Source organism: Mesocryomonas lacus (genome assembly GCF_055730135.2).
On sequence record NZ_JBUZWE020000017.1, the window covers coordinates 54,879 to 73,329 of the forward strand.

The window sequence follows — 18,451 nt, forward strand, 5'->3', positions numbered from 1 at the left end:
CCTCTGCGCCCCGCAGCGCCAGCCGCGGGGCGAACGACAACGAAGGGACGATCCCATGGCAGAGCTTCGCGGCGCCCTCATCGGCTGCGGCTTCTTCGCGGTGAACCAGATGCACGCCTGGGCGGCGATCCCGGGCGTCTCGATCGCGGCGATCTGCGACCGCGACCCGGCCCGGCTGGCCGCCGTCGGCGAGCAGTTCGCCATCCCGGCGCGCTACGCCGATGCCGAGACCATGCTGCGCGAGACCAAGCCCGACTTCGTCGACATCGCCACCACCGCGCCGAGCCATCGGCCGCTGGTCGAACTCGCGGCCTCGCTGCACATCCCGGTGATCTGCCAGAAGCCGTTCGCGCCGACCATGGCCGATGCCCGCGCCATGGTTGCCGCCTGCGAGGCCGCCGGCGTGCCGCTGATGGTGCACGAGAATTTCCGCTGGCAGAGCGCCATTCGCGCGGTGAAGAGCGTGCTCGACGACGGCGAGATCGGCGCGCCGTTCTTTGGCCGTGTGTCCTTCCGTTCCGCCTATGACGTCTTCTCCGGCCAGCCCTATCTGGCCGAGGGAGAGCGCTTCATCATCGAGGATCTCGGCATCCATTCGCTCGACATCGCCCGCTTCCTGTTCGGCGACGTTTCTGCGATCACCGCCCGCACGGCGCGGATCAACCCGGACATCCGCGGCGAGGATGTCGCAACCATGCTGCTCGCGCATGACGGCCACCTCACCAGCGTCGTCGACTGCTCCTATGCGACGCGCAACGAAGAAGAGCTGTTCCCGCAGACGCTGGTCGAGATCGACGGCGCGGCAGGCTCGCTGAAGCTCGGCGCCGGCTACAGGCTGAGCGTCACCACCGCCGCCGGCACCCGCCACGCGGACGTCGCGCCGCCGCTGCTCCCCTGGGCCTCGCGCCCCTGGCACAACATCCAGGAGAGCGTGCAGCTGATCCAGGAGCACTGGGTCGAGCGGCTCGTCGAGGGGCGGGCACCCGACACCTCGGGCGCGGACAATCTGAAGACGCTGGCGCTGGTCGAGGCCGCCTATCTCAGCGCCGCCACCGGCCGGACGGTCGATCCGGCCACGGAGGTCTGAAACATGGACGCCGCCGACCGGATCAAACTCTACGGCACCGACGAGAAGCTGCCGCCGGTCAGGACGCTGATCGCCGGCGCGCTCAGCGCCGAGTTCGTCGCCGGCGGCTTGCGCGCGATCCGCTGGCGCGGCGTCGAGGTGCTGCGCGCGGTGGCCTACGTGGTGCGCGACCGCGACTGGGGCACTTACGCGCCGGCGGTCGAGGATCTCGCCGTCACGCAGCGCGACGACGGTTTTCGCTTGAGCTACACCGCTTCGTGCCAAGCCGCGAACGGCGCGACGCTGCGCTTTTCCGCCGAGATTGCCGGCGACGCCGAGGGTCGCCTCGCCTTCACGGTGGAGGCGCAGCCGGACGCGGACTTCGAGACCAACCGCTGCGGCTTCTGTATCCTGCATCCGATAACCGGCCTCGCCGGCCAGCCCGCCACGGTCACCCATACCAACGGCACGGTCGAGCAGGCGCGGTTCCCGGACCTGATCGAGCCCTGGCAGCCGTTCCAGGACATGCGCGCCATCGCCCATGAGGTCCTGCCCGGCACCTTGGCCACCTGCACCATCGACGGCGACAGTTTCGAGATGGAGGACCAGCGCGCCTGGTCCGATGCCTCCTACAAGACCTATGTCCGGCCGCTCGCTCTGCCCTGGCCCTACGTCTTGCCCGCCGGCGAGACCAACCGGCAGAGCATCGTCCTCGACATCGCCGAGACGTCCGAGACCGTCCCGGCCACACCGGCAACGCGCCAGCCCGCCGCACTTGCGGAGACGGTCGCGATCTCCCTTGGCGATGAGATCTCTATGCCGATGCCGCGCTTCGGCGTCTCGGTCTCGCCAGCCGAAGCCGAGGCCGCATGGGCCGGCCGCGACCGGCTTCGGGCGCTCGCGCCCCGGCATCTCCTACTCAGCTTCGACCCGGCGGCCGGCCACGGCGCCGCGGACCTCGACGCGCTCTCCCGTGTCGCCGACGCCGTGCCCGACGCCGTCGTGACGCTGGAAATCACTGTCCCCGGTATCGGCGATCCCGCAGCGGAGCTTGCCGATATCGCAAACGCCGTCCGCGCGGCCGGTCTACGGCATGATGCGGTGATGGTCAGCCCCGCCGCCGACCGCCAGTCGACGCCGCCCGGCAGCAAATGGCCGGCCTGTCCGCCGCTGGAAGTGGTTTATGCCGCGGCCCGCGCCGCCTTCCCCTGCGTCCTGCTCGGCGGCGGCATGCTCAGCTATTTCACCGAGCTGAACCGCAAGCGCGTGCCGGCGGAAAACCTCGACTTCGTCGCGCACGCCACCTGCCCGATCGTCCACGCCGCGGACGATCTCAGCGTGATGCAGACGCTGGAGGCGATCCCCTTCATCACCCGCTCGACGCGCGCCTTCATCGGCGCCAAGGCCTATCACCTCGGCCCGACGACCATCGGGATGCGCCAGAACCCCTATGGTTCGCGCACCATGGACAATCCGGACGGCCGGCGCATCGCCATGGCGCATGACGATCCGCGCGGGCGCGGCCTGTTTGCCGCCGCCTGGCTGGTCGGCTATGCCGCGCGTCTTGCCGAGAGCGACGTCTCGGTCTGGACCGGCGCCAGCTTCGCCGGCCCGCGCGGCCTGCTCGTCGAGGGCGAAAAGGTCGTGCCGGCCTTTCACGTGGCGACGGCACTGGCCAAGCTTTCCGGCCTGCCGCGCCGCCGCGTCGTGTCGGGCGATCGGACGCGCATCGACGGCTTCGCCGTCCGGCATGCGGACGGCAGCACCGAGCTCTGGCTCGCCAACCTCACGGCAGCGCCGCAAAGGCTTGATCTCGGCAGCGTTTCGCCAGCGGCCGAGCTGGCGATCCTGGATCTGGACAGTTTCGCCGAAGCCGCTGACGGTAGAATACCGGCTCGCCATCTCGCATCCGCCCGGCTGACGCTCGGTCCCTATGCCGTCGCCCGCCTGACGGTGCCGGCGGCATGAGCCGTCGCGACCAGTCCCGCGCTTCAGGCGTCCTGGTGCACGTAGAGGGCCCGCGAGCGCTCGAGATGGCGGACCATCGCCGCCTCCGCCGCCACCGGATCGCGCTGGCGCAAGGCCGCGACGATCTCCTCGTGCTCGACCAGCGTCAGGTTCTCCTTGCCGGTCCAGATCAGCATTTCGGTGTGGTATTGCTTCAGCCAGCCGAGCATGGATTCGGCCACCGCCTCGAAGATCGGGTTGCCGGGGATGGCCGCGATGCGCTGGTGGAAGCGCATGTCGGCGGCGATGAAGATTTCCGCGTTGCCGAGCGCGACGCGCTGCATGTCGAGCAGTTCGTCGAGCGCATCGACATCGGCCTCGGTAGCCTTCGCCGCGGCCTGCACGACGATGCCGCGCTCGAAGAAGATGCGGGCTTCCTTGAGATGCCCCAGCGCCGCCGGCGATGTCTGCAGCATGATTTCCGCCGCTGCGTCCACCTGGCCGAACAGCGAGCGCGGCGTCATCGCCAGCACCCGCGCCCGCTCGCCGTGCGAGATCGCGAGAAGGCCGATCTGGGCCAGCGACTGCATCGCCTCGCGGATCGCCGGCCGGCCGACGCCGAACCGCTCCATCAAATCCCGCTCGGAGGGCATGGCATCGCCCGGCTTCAACTCCCCCGTGGTGATCATCGTCTTCAGCCGCGCAAAGACCTCATCGGAGAGTTTGCGCCGGACAATGGGATGGGAGGGAACGGACATGGCCAGATTTCCAAGACAAACGGCGCCTGAAGAAGCCGACAAAGCTCCGGACGCTCTGGTATAATGATCATACCAGAACGCTTCGATAGGCAAGAGCGCCGCCGACGAGAGGACACTTAGAATGCGCGACGAGATTGTCGTCACCTACCGCATTGAAACCACCGGCAGCGTCGAAAAGCTCGCCGTCAAGATCGCGTCCGACCAGTCGACCGGCACTTTCGTCCCGCTGCCGGGAGAAACGCCTGAGCTCAAGGCGCGCGTCGCCGCGCGGGTCGTCGCGGTTCGCGGTCTCGGCACGACGGACGAGGCCGGTTTCGGCAGCGATGCTGCCGGGACGCCCGGTCCCTACAACCGCGGCGAGGCCGACATCGCCTATCCGCTCGACGCCGTCGGCACCGATCTTGCCGCGCTGATGACCATCGCCATCGGCGGCCCCGCTGCGATCAAGGGATTCACCGGTTTCCGCGTCGTCGGGCTGACGCTGCCGCCGGCCTTCCTCGCACGCTATCCCGGCCCGCAGTTCGGCATTGAAGGCTCCTTCGCGCTGACCGGCGTTCCCCGCGACCGACCGATCATCGGCACCATCGTCAAGCCGGCGCTCGGCCTCTTGGCCGAAGAGTCGGCGGCGATGATCCGCGAGCTGGCGGACGCCGGCGTCGACTTCGTCAAGGACGACGAGAAGCTGATGAGCCCGGCCTACTCGCTGCTGGAGGACCGGGTGAAGGCCGTGATGCCGGTGGTGCTCGACCACGAGCAGAAGACCGGCAAGAAGGTGATGATCGCTTTCGGCATCTCCGCCGTCGATCCCGACGAGATGATGCGCAACCACGATCTCGTCGTCGCCGCCGGCGGCAATGCGGCGGTGGTTAACATCAACTCGGTCGGCATGGGCGCCATGCTGTTCCTGCGAAAGCGCTCGCAGCTGGTGCTGCACGCCCACCGCAATGGCTGGGACGCGATGACGCGCCACCCGGCGCTCGGGCTCGACTTTGCGGTCTACGAGACGATCTGGCGGCTGCTCGGCGTCGACCAGTTCCAGATCAACGGCATCGCGGCGAAGTACTGGGAGCCGGATGCCTCCTTCGTCCGCTCCTACGAGGCGCTGCAGCATCCGCTCGCCACTCCCGCCGACCGGCCGCTGCCGGTGGTCTGCTCCGGCCAGTGGGGCGGCCAGGCGCCGGAAACCTTCCGCGTCACCCATGGCTCGACGGACATCATGTATCTCTGCGGCGGCGGCGTCGTCAGCCATCCCGGCGGCCCGGCCGCCGGCGTGCGCGCCGTCACCCAGGCCTGGGAGGCCGCCAAGGCCGGCATCGACCTTGCCGTCTATGCCCGCGACCATCCCGAGCTTGCCGCCTCGCTCAAAAAGTTCGGCGGCAACGCTTCTGCCGCCTGACACCACCGCTTTCGCTTGCCCGCCCCCCTGACAAGGCCTGACATGACCGCTCCCCTGCTTCTAACCTATTACGGCGACGACCTCACCGGCTCTACCGACGTGATGGAGGCCCTGTCGCTGCGGGGCGTCGAGACCGTCTTGTTCCTCGACCTGCCGACCGACGTGCAGCGCGCCCGCTTCGCCAACGTCCAGGCGCTCGGCATCGCCGGGACCAGCCGATCGGAGACGCCGGAGTGGATGGCGGAAAAACTCGCACCGACCTTCGCCTGGCTGGCGCGGCAAGGCGCGGAGTTCTGCCACTACAAGGTCTGCTCGACCTTCGATTCCGCGCCCGGCATCGGCAATATCGGCCGGGCGATGGAGCTCGGCCGCGCGGCCTTCGGCGGCAAGACGGTGCCGATCGTCGTCGGCGCGCCGCAGCTGAAGCGCTATACCGCCTTTGGCGAGCTGTTCGCCGCCTTCCGCGGCGAGGTCTTCCGCATCGACCGCCACCCCGTCATGAGCCGGCACCCGGTGACGCCGATGCACGAGGCGGACCTGCGCCGACACCTCGCCGACCAGACCGACCTCGCCATCGCCCTCGTCGACCACCTCGCCCTCGCCGACGGCGATGCGGACGCAGCCGTCGATGCTGCACTGGCCGAGAACCCCGGCGCCCTGCTGCTCGACGTGCTCAACGCCGCGACGCAGGCCGTTGCCGGCCGGCAGCTGCAGCGCCTCGCGGACGCCGGCTCGCGCTTCATCGTCGGCTCGTCCGGCGTGGAATACGCGCTGGCAGATGCGTGGAAGAAGGCCGGGCGCATCGGCGCCGCCAGGACATTTGCACCGCTGGCGCCGGTCGAGCGTCTTTCGGTCGTCTCCGGCAGTTGCTCGCCCACGACCGAACGCCAGATCCGCCATGCCGAGGCGCATGACTTCGACGCCATCGCCTTCGACCCGCGCGCCTTCGTCGGCGGCGACAGCGCCGCCATCGCAGCGCTCACCGAGGATGCCCTCTCGCGGCTCGCGACAGGACGCTCGGTCATCATCTACACCGCCATGGGCCCGGAGAGCGATCTCGGCGCGGCCATTGCCGGGCAGGAACGCCATGCCATCGGCGTCGGCCTCGGCCGCCTTCAGGCACGCCTCGTCGCCGAGACCGGCCTTCGTCGCGCCGTCATCGCCGGTGGCGACACCTCGAGCCATGCGCTGCCGCAGCTCGACATCTACGCCCTGACGCCGCGCTTCCCGCTCGCCGAAACGCCGGGATCGCCGGTCTCGCTGACGCACAGCGACACGCCGGCCTTCGACGGCCTGGAGATGGCGCTGAAAGGCGGCCAAGTCGGCAACGACGACTACTTCGTCCGCCTCCGCGACGGCATTGCCGGACACTAGCAAGCTCGACACGTGACCCGGCGGCTATCGACCTTCGCGGGATATGCAGACGCGTTCCCTCCCGGCAGCGGACATCGGATCAGCGGGTCAACGGCAGCCTCGACACTGGCTGGCGCCTTGCCCCAAGGCACCCGCAGGTGCAAACCCCTTCAGTCTAGGGCTGCGTCGCGGTCGCGGTGCCACTCTTCGGCTTGCGGCGGTTGAGCAGCGCTGCAAGGCCTGCCAGCAGCAGCGTTCCGACGATCAGGAGCACCGCGGCGGCGGCCACCGCCGGGCTGATGTTCTCGCGGATCGAGGAGAACATCTGCCGCGCCAGCGTCCGCTGGTTGGGACCGGCGACGAACAGCGTCAGCACCACCTCGTCGAGCGAGGTCGCGAAGGAAAACACCGCGCCGGTGACCATGCCCGGCATGGCGAGCGGCAGCGTCACCCGCCGGAACACCGTGAGGGGCGAAGCGCCAAGGCTTGCGGCGGCCCTGCCGATGCGGGGGTCGATGCCCTGCAGCGCGGTCGACACGCTGACCACGACGAAGGGCACGCACAAGACGCTGTGGGCGAGGATGACGCCGAGATAGGAGTTGGCAAGGCCGAGCTTCACCAGCGAGATCTGCAGGCCGACGCCCAGCACCACCGCCGGCACCACCATCGGAAGCAGGAAGACGGTGCGCAAGAGATCCGGGAAGGGCAGCCTCGCGCCATGCAGGCCGAGCGCCGCCATGGTGCCGAGCACCACCGACAGGAGGGTCGCCGACAGGCCGATGACCAGGCTGTTGAAGATCGACAGCCGCCAGACGTCGGCATTGGCCAGCACCTCGAACCAGCGCAGCGAGACCGAGGGCATCGGGTAGTTCAGGAAGATGCTGGAGGTGAAGGCAAGCGGCAGGATCGCCACCAGCGGCAACAACAGGAAGGCCATCGCGAGGAGGCCGAAGAGGGTCTGGAAGCTGCGAAGCATCTCAGGCCCCCGTCGGCGCGCCGGAGCGGGAAAGCCGTCCGTAGATGAGATAGAGGAGGGTGGTGACCACAAGGAGGATCAGGCCGAGCGCCCCGGCCATGCCCCAGTTCGCCGTCTGCAGCGCATAGAACGCGATGATCGAGGAGATCATCTGGTCGTTCGGCCCGCCGACCAGCGCCGGGGTGATGTAGTAGCCGAGCGCCACCATGAAGACGAGGAGGCTGCCCGCGAGGATCCCGGGGACGCTCAGCGGCAGGAGGATACGCCAGAAAGCCCGCAGCGGGCTCGCCCCCATCGAGGCCGCCGCCGGCATCAGCGATCGCGGAATGGTGGAGATGACGCTGTAGATCGGCAGCACCATGAAGGGCAGCAGCACGTGCGTCATGGCGATGATCACGCCGGCCCGGTTGAAGATCAGCGGCAGCGGGCCGGAGATCAGGCCGAGGTCGATCAGCGTCCGGTTGATGATGCCCTGGTCCTGGAGGAGGATGAACCAGGCGGCCGTGCGCACCAGGAGCGAGGTCCAGAGCGGCAGGAGCACGGCAAGCAGCAGCGCATTCCGCTTCCAGCCCGTGGTGGCAGCGGCGAGCATCGCATAGGGCAGGCCGATGGCGAGGGTGCAGAGCGTGATCAGCCCGGCGATCGAGAAGGTGCGCAAGATGATCAGCCGGTTGGCCGAACTGCCGGCCGGCATCGACTCGACGGCACCGGCTGCATTCCGGGTGAGGTCGAGCGCGGCGAGGATGTTGCGGTCGGTATAGGCCGAGGTGCCGTTGCGGATCGCCGACCAGAAGCGCGGATCGGCCCAGCGGGGATCGATCGCGGCAAAATCGACTGTCGCCAGATCGGCCGCGTCCTCGGCAGCGCTCGTGGTCTTGCCCATCAGCGAGCGGAAGCCGGCGACTTCACTGTTCAGCCGCCGCACCGCGGGGCCGATGCGGCTCGCATCGCTGGTCTTCAGATCGGCCAGCAGGGCCTTCTCGATCGCCTTGCCCGGCGCGCCCTCGCCGTTCCAGCTGCCGATGGCGGCGGCCGTCTGCGGCAGCGCGGTGGAGATCGCATCGTCGCGCACGGAGACCGAGATCATCGTCCACAGCGGCCAGAAGAAGAACACAGCGAGAAACACGAACATCGGCGCGACCAGCGCCGCGGCACGGAGGCGGCCGGTGGCGGCCGGGCTCATCCTGGAAACACCGAGCAGTCGGCCGCGGCAAAGCCGACGGCCGTGGTGCTGCCGACGGCGGGTGCCGCCGCCGCGCGCTCCGAGCGGGCGACGAGCTTCAGGGCGCCGCAGGACAGGTGCAGGCGCAGATGGTCGCCCTGGTAGACGATATCGTCGACCGTCGCCGTGAGACGGTTCTGGTGGAGCCCCGCGGCCTCGCCCAGCGCGAGCCGTTCCGGCCGGATCGAGACCACGACGGCCGTGGCCTCGGCAGGCGGCGCAACCGGCGGGGCAGCGGTCACGCTGATCCCCTCTCCGAGCAGGATCGAGAGATCGCCGCCTTTGCGTCCGGCAACGGTGCCGGCGAGCAGGTTGGTCTCGCCGATGAACTGCGAGACGAACTGGCTTGCGGGGCGGTCGTAGACTTCGGAGACCGTGCCGATCTGCGCGATGCGGCCCTTGTCGAAGATGGCGATGCGGTCCGACATGGTCAGCGCCTCGCTCTGGTCATGGGTGACGAAGACGATGGAGAGCCCGAGCCGGCGGTGCAGGTCGCGGATTTCCAGCTGCATCTGCTCGCGCAGCTGCTTGTCGAGCGCACCGAGCGGCTCGTCCATCAGCACGACCTTCGGCTCGAACACCAAGGCGCGGGTGAGCGCGACGCGCTGCTGCTGGCCGCCGGAAAGCTGCTCCGGCTTGCGGCTGCCGAGATGGGAAAGCTGCACCCGGTCGAGCGCACTGGCGACCCGCCGGGCGATTTCGGCACGCGGCAGGCCGCGCATCTGCAAGGGGAAGGCGACGTTCTCGGCGACCGTCATGTGCGGGAAGAGCGCGTAGTTCTGAAATACCACGCCCATGCCGCGCTGGTGCGGCGGCAGTTCGTGGATGCGCTGGCCGTCGAGCCAGATCGTGCCGGACGACGGCGCCTCGAAGCCGGCCAGCATCATCAGGATCGTGGTCTTGCCCGAGCCGGAGGGACCGAGCAGCGACAGGAACTCACCCTTCTCCACCTCCAGGTTCAGCTGCTCGATCACCTGGATCGGGCCGTAGCTCTTCGAGACCTCGTGGAAGTGAATGAAGGATTGCGTCAATCTCGGTCCGCCCGTCTTTCTCGTGGGTGCATCGCCGCCAGAGGTGGCTGGCGGCGATGGATCATGCGAACGCAGCAGGGTGCCGCGGCCTCTACGGTTACTGGGCGACCCAGGCGTTGAAGCGGGTGGTGATCGCCTCGATGTTGTCGACCCAGAAGTCGCCGTCGAGCGGGATCGAGACGTCGAGATTGGCCGGCGCGGTCGGCAGGCTCGCGGCAACCTCGGGCTTCAGCAGAGCACCGGCCGCCTTGCTGGGCACGCCATAGGCGACGTAGTCCGGCAGCTTCGACTGGTTTTCCGGCGCGCTGGTGAAGGCGATGAGGTCGAAGGCGGCGTCCTTGTTCGGCGATCCCTTCAGCACCACCCAGCTGTCGACCGCATAGATGCTGCCGGGCCAGACGATCTGGAAGTTCTTGCCCTCCGACTTGTTGATTCCGGCGAGGCGCCCGTTATAGGCCGAGGTCATCACGACTTCGCCCGAGGCGAGGAGCTGGATCGGCTGGGCGCCGGATTCCCACCAGGTGATGTCCTTCTTGATGGTGTCGAGCTTGGCGAAAGCGCGGTCGACGCCTTCCGGGGTCGCGAGGACGTCGTAGACCTCGGCCGGCTTGACGCCGTCGGCGATCAACGCGAACTCCAGCGCGTATTTCGGCCCCTTGCGCAGGCCGCGCTTGCCGGGGAACTTGGTGGTGTCGAAGAAGTCGGCCCAGCTCGTCGGGGCCGTCTTCAGCTTGTCGGCGTCGTAGCTGAGGCCAGTGGTCCAGACGATCGCGCCGACGCCGCACTTGCTGACGGCCGAGTCGATGAACTTGTCCTTGCCGCCGAGCTTGTCCCAGTCGACCGGCTCGTAAATGCCGTCGGCGCAGCCGAGCGCCAGCTCCTCGGCCTCGACCTGGACGAGATCCCAGTTCGGCGTGCCGGCCTGCAGCTTGGCGGCGAGGACGCCGTAGCCGCCGTCCCAGGATTCGTCGAGCACCGGCTTGCCGCTCTTCTCGGCGAAGGGCTTGAAGAAGATCTCGCGTTGCGCGTCCTGATAGTTGCCGCCCCAGGAGACGACGGTGAGGTCGCTGGCGGAGGCCGGGGCCAAGGCCAGCACGCTGCCGATCAGCAGGCCGCCGAGCCCACCCAGAAACTTCTTCGACTGCATCGCTCTTCCCCCATCGGTTGATCTGATGCACCGACTGAACCACAAAAGCGCCGCCCTGCGGAGAACGCAAAGCGTTCTGGTGAAAATAATCTCCGACTTTATCCTCTTATCGGACACTCATCACACTTAAGGCTAGCATTTTGCGCCCTTGGGTTGTGGACCGTTGCGTCCCCTCAGTACGTCGGCGGGGTGATCGCGCTGATGATCTCCGCCACCTCGCTCCCGGCATTGCGAAACTGGTGGGGTGTCTGGCTGTCGAAGTAGTAGGCGTCGCCGACGCCGAGCGTGCGCATCTCCGCCCCGACCGTCACCTCTACGGCGCCCCGGATCACCACGCCCGCTTCCTGTGCCGTATGCGAGAAGGCCTTGCCGGTATCGGCCCCCGGCGCATAGCTCTCGTAGAGCATCAGAAGATGCCGGTTCGGATGGTTCATGCCGACCATGCGGTAGGAGATGCCGTCGCTGCGACCGATCTCGGCGAAGTCCTCGAAGCGGTAGAAGGGCGAGTGCGGGAGGCTGGCGGCGACTTCCGAGAAGAAGCCGGTGAGCGTCGAGCCCATCGCGTCGAGAATGGCGCTCAGCGTGTCGACCGAGGGGCTGAGGCGGTCCCGTTCGAGGAGCGAGATGGTGGAGTGCGAGATGCCGGACCGCACCGCCAGCTCGCGCGTCGACAATTGTCGCCGCCGCCGCAACTCCCTGATCCCCGCCCCGATCGCCGGCATGGCCTGCTCCTTTGTTGCACCGCAAAAGGGACTGCCTGAATGTTGGGCAGTTTTTTCCCGTGGTGGTGAGTATACTAGACGGGCCGGCCGTTGTCCTTGTGCGGATCCGGGTCCTCTGAGAGTTTCAGGGCCTGTTCACAGCGAGAGAAGCGATATGCGCACTGACACCTTCGGCGACCGCCTGCACCATCTGAAGGCGCCGGAATCTGCGCTGGCCGACGGCCAGGCCGTCGAGGCGCTGGTCAAGGGGATCATTGCCGCCGTTCGCGCCGAGGGCGATGCCGCCGTGACGCGCTACGCCGCCGAGTTCGACAAGGTCGACATCACCCGGTTCGAGGTGACGGCGGAGGAGCGGGCGAAGGCGATCGCTGACCTCGACCCGCAGACCCGCGCCGATACCGAATTCGCCATCGCCAATGTCCGCGCCTTTGCCGAAGCGCAACTCGCGACGATCCTGCCGCTGGAAGTCGAGTTGCTGCCGGGCCTGCATCTCGGCCACCGGGTGATCCCGATCCGCAGCATTGGCTGCTACGTGCCGGGCGGGCGCTATCCGCTGCTGTCGGCACCGGTGATGACCATCGTGCCGGCCAAGGTCGCCGGCTGCGCCGAGGTGATCGCCTGCCTGCCGCCGTCAGCCCATCCCGCAATGATCGCCGGCTGCCACCTCGCCGGCGCCGACCGGATCTTCCGCATCGGCGGCGCGCAGGCGATCGCGGCGATGGCCTATGGCACCGAGACCGTCCCCGCCGTCGACAAGATCGTCGGCCCCGGCAATGCCTTCGTCAACGAGGCCAAGCGACAGGTGTTCGGCCCGGTCGGCATCGACCAGCTGGCGGGCCCGAGCGAGATCTACATCGTCGCCGACGGCACCGGCGACGCCGAGATGATCGCGACCGACCTTCTCGCCCAGGCCGAGCACGACATCCGCACCCGCGTTGGCCTAATCACCACGGAGCGGGTGTTGGGCGAGGCCGTGATCGCCGAGGTGGAGCGGCAGCTCCTCGACCTTTCGACCGCCGCGGTCGCCGGCGAGGCCTGGCGACGCATGGGCGAGGTGGTGGTCTGCGCCGACGAGGAGGCCATGATCGCCTATTCCGACTTCATCGCCGCCGAGCACCTGCAGGTGCACACGCTCGACCCGCGCGCCTTCGCCCTGCGGCTCAGCAATTACGGCTCGCTGTTCATCGGCACAAATGCCAGCGTCGTCTATTCCGACAAGTGCTGCGGCACCAACCACACGCTGCCGACGATGGGCGCCGGCCGCTACACCGGCGGGCTCTGGGTCGGCTCCTACGTCAAGATCTGCACGCATCAGTGGCTGGAGCCGACGGGCGTTGCGGCCGTCGCGCCGGCGGCTGTCCGGCAGAGCGCCAGCGAGGGGCTGGAAGGCCACCGCCGCGCCGCCGCCCTGCGCCCCGCCCGGCAGCAGACCGCAAGCTGACCTTGCGGACGCGGGTGGAGCGCCGCCGAAATGGTTTGGCCGATCAGCTCAGGAGGTCAGCTCCTAGGGAACAGTCGCAAGCTTAGCCTGTCCCATCGGATGGGCGACGCTTCTGATCGGTAGGCCGTTCGCTTACCCGCAACGATGACTTCCAAGGACACTGGGCACCTGCAGGTGCAATCCGGCTGAACCAGCCGTGCCAGCCTGGTTCTGATTGAACCAAGGTTGCCGAGATCGATCCTGAAACGCGTCGTGCCGGTTTCGCCCGCAGGCTGGTCAGCGGACGCGTTCGAGAATCTCGAAGATCGCCTCCCCGTGTTCCTTCAGCTCGCTCCCTTTGGTCTCCATTCGCAGATCGGGTCGAATGCGATCCCGAAACTCCCTCTCGTCGAGCGGCTTCTTGGTCAGCAGTTCTCCGATCATGCTCTTTCGCAAGACGGAGGTCGCCCGCTCGTAGGCAGGATTTTCGGCGGCAATCTTCTCGCGTAGCTCGATGAGCAACCGTCGTGCCTCCTCCTGCGACAGGAAAGCATCGGCCGTTCTTTTCAGAGACGGGGTCGAGGATTTCGCAAGGGTCGAGTTCGCCCAGTCCAGTGCGGACGGTTCGAACAGAATGGCCTGTTGCCCCGGTGGTTTGGACAGTTTCGCGGCAGACGACAGTTCACGCACAGTCGCCGCGTGAGATCCATCGCGGATGGTCTGCGGCCGTTCAGCAGCGGTGGCGAGGGGCAGCCTTCCCTGCGAAGTCTCCGACGGCGATAGGCCAGCAGGCACGGCCTCCTCGCGCTCGGCCGGAAGCCTCTCCTGCGGGCGGCGTCTGGCTTCCTCGATAGCACCGATGCGGGCGAGGAGGCGCGTCAGTTCGCGATCGGGGTCGCGGAACCAGTCCGTCGACCAGACCCGCTCGATCGTCCATCCTTTGCTTTCCAGGATTTCCTGCCTCAGCCGGTCGCGGTCTCGGGCCGAAAGCGTCGAGTGATAGCTCGCGCCGTCGCATTCGATGCCGAGAAGGAACCGTTGCGGATCCACCGGATCGACCACGCCGATATCGATGAAGAAGCCGCTCGATCCAACCTGCGGGACGCAAACATGGCCTGCCGCGGAAAGACCTTCCATCACGGCCACCTCGAAATCGCTGTCGGGATCGCGGCCATCCCGGCCCGGCGAGGCCTTCGTGCGGTCCAGCCGGCCGGTTTCGGCGAAGTGGAGGAAGCTCTTGAGGGCGCGGGGGCCCCTCCTCGCGGCCTCGCCGGGCGTCACATCCGCCTCCCGCATCGACGAGACGATGTGCATCCGCTTCTTGGCGCGCGAGAAGAGGACGTTCAGGCGGCGCCAGCCATTCTCGTTGGTGATCGGGCCGAAAGCCTGCGTGACACGCTCGCCGGGTGCCGGCGGGCCGTAGGTCATCGAGATGATGATGCCGTCGCGCTCATCGCCTTGCACGTTTTCGAGGTTCTTGACGAAGAACCGCTCCTGCAGGCTCTCCAGAGCCTCGACCGCATCGATGCCGCCGCGCCCGCTGGCATAGAGGCGTTCGAGCGTTTCAAGGATGAGGTCGCGCTGCTTGACGTTCATGGCGACGACGCCGAGCGAGTCGCCGGGGTAGCGCTCGAGATGCTCCAGCACCGCCTTGGCGACCGCTTCCGCTTCGGCGGGGTTGGTGCCGTCGCGAAAGGCTCCCTCGGGAACATGCTGGAACCGGATGCCGAGATCGTCCGACTTCTGCGTCGGGCTGGGGTAAAGGACGAGGTCGCCGTTGTAGAACTCATGGTTCGAGAAGGCGATGAGATCGGGATGCTGCGATCGGTAGTGCCAGCGCAGCGAGCGCGTCGGCATGCGCATCTCGGCAATTTCCAGAATCGACTCCGCCCCGGCGGCAATGGCGCCGTCGTGACCGCCATCCCCTGTCCGCTGGAAGAAGTCGGTCGGCGGCAGCTGCTTGGAGTCGCCGACGATGACCGCCTGATCGCCGCGCGCCAAGGCACCTAACGCTTCCTCGGGGCGAACCTGGGAGGCTTCGTCGAAGATGACGAGGTCGAAGCGAAGCCCGCCTGGCTTCAGGTATTGCGCAACGGACAGAGGGCCCATCATGAAGCACGGCTTCAAGGCCTGGAGAGCGGCGCCGGCCCGGTGCACCAGCTGGCGGATCGGGACATGCTTGGTCTTCTTGGCCATTTCGCGCTTCAGGAGTTGGAGCTCCGTCAGGTCGGAGACGCGCGCGCCGCTCTGGCCTTCCGGCAGTGGCCGCTTGGCGAGTTTGGCAGCGATCTCGATCGCCCGCAGATCCATGGCGCGCTCGTCCTGCTCGGCGTAGCGGCGGCGGGCATCGTTGATCTCGGACTGGCCGAGTTCCTGCAGCAGCGGCGTCTTGGCGATAGCGAGCCGGGCGAGACCGTCCATGATCGCAAAGTCGAAATGGTCGCGGGCAGACCGGGAATCGATCCGGCCGGAGAGGATGGCCTGGAGGATCGCCTGCGCCAGCGGCATGTCGATGCGGCGCAACTGCCTGTCGATCTCCAGCCATTCCGTCAGCCGGTGGGGCGCGTCAACGGCGCGAGACGCGCGCTGCAACAACGCTCGAAGGTCATCGCTGCCGGTCGGCCAGAAGGCGGGGTCGAGCCCCGTGCGGGCGGAAAAGGCCTCTGCAGCGGCTTGCTCCGCCGTGAGCGCAAGGACGATGTCGTTCAGTGCGGTGAAGAAGCCATCGCGCTCTTCAGCGGTCATTGCGGCGACCGCCTTGGCCGCCTTTCCGGCGCCGAGATCGCCGAGGATCGCCTCGCGGGTCGACATGGAACGGGGGACACTGGCTTGCTGCAGCAGGTGAACCAACCGCTCGCGCACCGTCTGCAGTGCTTCGCCTTCGCTTGTGCGGGCAGCCGAGGCGAGGTCGGCGGCGTCGCTGGCGGACATGCTGAGGATCGCACGGGTAAGACGGGCATCTTTCGACAATCCCCGCCCGAACACGGATTCGACCTTTTCGGCGTAGGCCCGGCCGCTGCCGAGCTGGTCGAGCGCGCGCCGGGCAGCCTCGATGTCGGATGCCGAGGAAGGGCCGGCGAGTTTCAGGAGATCCTCGTTGGCCAGCAGCTTCTGCTCGTCCACCTGCAGGCGCGCGGCCCGCCGCAAGCGCTCGGGCATCTGACTGAGCGCGCTCTTCGACGCGCCGAGCGCCAAGGCCTCCTGACGCGCCGCGCGCCAACGGGGCTTTAGCCAGCCGAAGAAACCGCCCTTCGAAAGGGTTTCGGCGATCTCTTCGAGATGCCCTTGCCGCGTTGCTAGAGCGGCGTCCACGTCGAGGTCCCGGCTGAGAGCCGTCCGGATCTCGGCCACGGCCGAGAGGGAGGCCGCGAGCTCGAGGCGCCGGCTCTCATCGCCGCGGTCGGAGAGAAGGCCGACGGCGAAGCGATGAAGGTCGGGCGGCCGGTGCGTCATGAGATCGAGGATCGTCGCCGCCAGGGCGACCTGTCGCGGCTCGGGCTCCTGCGTCAGATCGAACATCGCCGCGACCTGGCCCGGCAGACCGCCCATGCTGTCGACGGCTTGCAGACTGTCCTCGACCGAGGTGCGCCGGGCATGAAAGGCCGCGAGGTCTTCGGCGGTTCGGCGGTCGGCCGGCACAGCGACGTCGAAGCGATCGGCGACATCGGCCAGCTGCCCCAGGAGATGCGCGAGGGCATCCCGCCATTGCCCGAGGATGGCCAGCACCTCCTCGCGATCCGGCGCTCCCAGAAGCCTCGCCGAGGAAAGGCCGGCGAAGGGGTGGTGCGCCAGCGTCTCTCCGGCATCGAAGAGCGGGCCGGCGACACCGACAAAATTCTCCAGCGACGTCGCGCCGGCCGCCCTCACGGCCGTCGTCATCTGCCCGATCTCCTCCAGGGAGACTTTCAGGCCTATCTTCTGGTGATCCGGCAAGGAGCGGCGCAGGCGGCCGGCCTCGAAGAAGGCCCTGGATGCCGGAATGCCGAGGGCGCCGATCGTCTGGCCGAGCGCTGCATGAATCGCCTGGGCACGATCGCGGTCGCGCCCGAGGCTTTCGATGGTCGACGCAAAGCCCGAGGTCCGGCGAAAGGAAGCACCGGCTTCCAGCCGGTGCCGCAGGTCGTCGATCAGGGCGGTCTTGCGGGTCTTGTTCGAATGGAGCTCCAGCACGAAGTCGCCGAGCCCCAGCGCATCCAGGCGATTGCGGACGACTTCGAGCGCGGCCAGCTTTTCCGATACGAAGAGGACCGTCTTGCCCGCCGACAGCGCGCCGGCGATGAGGTTGGTGATCGTCTGCGACTTGCCCGTGCCGGGCGGCCCCTGGATGACGAGATTGGTGCCACCGAGCGCCGCGTGGATCGCGCCGGCCTGGCTGCTGTCTGCCCGCTCCACCAGATCGAGATCGAGGTCGAGGGTCCTCACTTCCGCCGGCTTCGGATCCTCGAAGGCGATGCCGCCGCCCGAGGCGCCCGCGGTGATGCGGCGAATGACCGGATGCAGCGCCGGCTCGCCGCCCTCAGGCCAGGAGCGCGGGTCGAGATCGCGGTAGATCAGGAGCTTGCCGAACTGGAACAGCGAGAGCGTCGCGAAGCGGCGAACCAGCCAGCCCTCGCGCGGACGGATCAACTCGCGCACCGACTGGAAATAGCGCTCCGGCGTCAGCCCTTCCTCGAAGTCCTTGAGATCGAGGCCGAACTCCTCCCGCAGCTTCTTCTGAAGCGACAGGTTCGGCTGCAGGTCCTCGCCCGACCAGGAGAGGTCGTAGACGTGTTGGCCGGCGGGCGAACGCTTCTGCGTAATCTCGACCGGGACGAGGATCAGCGGCGCGAGACTGCCCTTCCCGCCGGGACCCTCCCCGTCCTTCCAGTCGAGAAAACCGAAAGCCAGGTGCAGAAAGTTCGTGCCGGTTTCCTCGATGGCGGTCGAGGCGTCGCTGCGCAGCTTGCGCAGCCGCGTTTCGAGCGAGGCCGGATAGAGCAGCGTCTGGATCTGCGCGTCCGAATGGTTCCGCTCCAGTTGCTCGCCTTGATCCAGCGGCAGCTCGAAACTGACATTGATGCCGACGTGCTGAGCCCATTCCTCGGGCTTTGGCGGCTGCAGCGTCGCGGGATCAACAGCGGCGCGCGGCGCGGCCGTCCTCTGCTCGTGCCAGCGGATGATCTCGCGTTCGCTGGGTTGCGGGACGGGTGCAAAGGTAAAACTCTTGCCGGCCAGAAGCGCGCCGAACAATTGGTCGGGCAGCTCGTCGACGATCCGCAGGCAGTTCGTCGCGCTGGCCTTGAAGTTGAGAAGGCGGTTGTTGCCCGACAGATCCAACAGACGCGTCCGCATCTCCTCGATGACGGATCTGGTGTGGGCGACATCAACCATGGGTAGAGAACCTGCCGAAGACCAAGGACGCAAATCGCGTCCT

General features: G+C 67.8%; 12 protein-coding genes. 5 read left to right on the forward strand and 7 right to left on the reverse strand.

Annotated features, from left to right (window positions below):
• Positions 1 to 55: 55 nt before the first annotated feature.
• On the forward strand, positions 56 to 1,087 hold the full coding sequence (locus tag ACZLZY_RS22310) for a Gfo/Idh/MocA family protein (protein WP_472936259.1): 1,032 nt from the start codon (positions 56 to 58) through the stop codon (positions 1,085 to 1,087).
• Positions 1,088 to 1,090: 3 nt separating this feature from the next.
• Complete coding sequence (apnL, locus tag ACZLZY_RS22315; RefSeq protein ID WP_472936260.1) at positions 1,091 to 3,034, forward strand: D-apionate lactonase; 1,944 nt, start codon at positions 1,091 to 1,093, stop codon at positions 3,032 to 3,034.
• Positions 3,035 to 3,057: 23 nt separating this feature from the next.
• Here the strand turns inward: apnL and ACZLZY_RS22320 are convergent, their stop codons facing one another.
• A complete protein-coding gene (locus ACZLZY_RS22320) occupies positions 3,058 to 3,771 on the reverse strand; it encodes a transcriptional regulator NanR (protein WP_472936261.1) in 714 nt (237 codons plus the stop codon).
• Positions 3,772 to 3,892: 121 nt separating this feature from the next.
• Here ACZLZY_RS22320 and oiaX point away from each other — a divergent pair, with 121 nt between their 5' ends.
• Positions 3,893 to 5,167, forward strand: coding sequence for a 3-oxo-isoapionate-4-phosphate decarboxylase OiaX (gene oiaX, locus ACZLZY_RS22325; RefSeq protein ID WP_472936262.1), 1,275 nt, complete (start codon positions 3,893 to 3,895; stop codon positions 5,165 to 5,167).
• A 42-nt stretch (positions 5,168 to 5,209) separates the two neighbouring features.
• Positions 5,210 to 6,541: a four-carbon acid sugar kinase family protein gene (locus ACZLZY_RS22330; RefSeq protein WP_472936263.1), complete on the forward strand. Its 1,332-nt coding sequence runs from the start codon at positions 5,210 to 5,212 to the stop codon at positions 6,539 to 6,541.
• Between the two features lie 154 nt (positions 6,542 to 6,695).
• Here the strand turns inward: ACZLZY_RS22330 and ACZLZY_RS22335 are convergent, their stop codons facing one another.
• From ACZLZY_RS22335 to ACZLZY_RS22355, 5 genes are all read right to left on the reverse strand, one after another.
• On the reverse strand, positions 6,696 to 7,496 hold the full coding sequence (locus tag ACZLZY_RS22335; protein ID WP_472936264.1) for an ABC transporter permease: 801 nt from the start codon (positions 7,494 to 7,496) through the stop codon (positions 6,696 to 6,698).
• A gap of 1 nt (position 7,497) precedes the next feature.
• Positions 7,498 to 8,679 carry an ABC transporter permease gene (locus ACZLZY_RS22340; protein ID WP_472936265.1) on the reverse strand — a complete coding sequence of 394 codons (1,182 nt, stop codon included), beginning with the start codon at positions 8,677 to 8,679 and terminating at the stop codon, positions 7,498 to 7,500.
• Positions 8,676 to 9,749 (reverse strand): ABC transporter ATP-binding protein, encoded by a 1,074-nt coding sequence (locus ACZLZY_RS22345; protein ID WP_472936266.1) that lies wholly within the window; start codon positions 9,747 to 9,749, stop codon positions 8,676 to 8,678. The genes ACZLZY_RS22340 and ACZLZY_RS22345 overlap by 4 nt, the downstream gene beginning before the upstream one ends.
• Positions 9,750 to 9,846: 97 nt before the next feature.
• On the reverse strand, positions 9,847 to 10,896 hold the full coding sequence (locus ACZLZY_RS22350) for an ABC transporter substrate-binding protein (RefSeq protein ID WP_472936267.1): 1,050 nt from the start codon (positions 10,894 to 10,896) through the stop codon (positions 9,847 to 9,849).
• A gap of 173 nt (positions 10,897 to 11,069) precedes the next feature.
• Positions 11,070 to 11,618 (reverse strand): type II toxin-antitoxin system RelB family anti-toxin, encoded by a 549-nt coding sequence (locus ACZLZY_RS22355; RefSeq protein WP_472936268.1) that lies wholly within the window; start codon positions 11,616 to 11,618, stop codon positions 11,070 to 11,072.
• 154 nt (positions 11,619 to 11,772) lie between these two features.
• On the opposite strand from ACZLZY_RS22355, the gene hisD reads away from it, so the two are divergent.
• Positions 11,773 to 13,059 (forward strand): histidinol dehydrogenase, encoded by a 1,287-nt coding sequence (gene hisD / locus ACZLZY_RS22360; RefSeq protein ID WP_472936269.1) that lies wholly within the window; start codon positions 11,773 to 11,775, stop codon positions 13,057 to 13,059.
• 276 nt (positions 13,060 to 13,335) lie between these two features.
• Here the strand turns inward: hisD and ACZLZY_RS22365 are convergent, their stop codons facing one another.
• Positions 13,336 to 18,408: a DUF4011 domain-containing protein gene (locus ACZLZY_RS22365; RefSeq protein WP_472936270.1), complete on the reverse strand. Its 5,073-nt coding sequence runs from the start codon at positions 18,406 to 18,408 to the stop codon at positions 13,336 to 13,338.
• Positions 18,409 to 18,451: the final 43 nt, after the last annotated feature.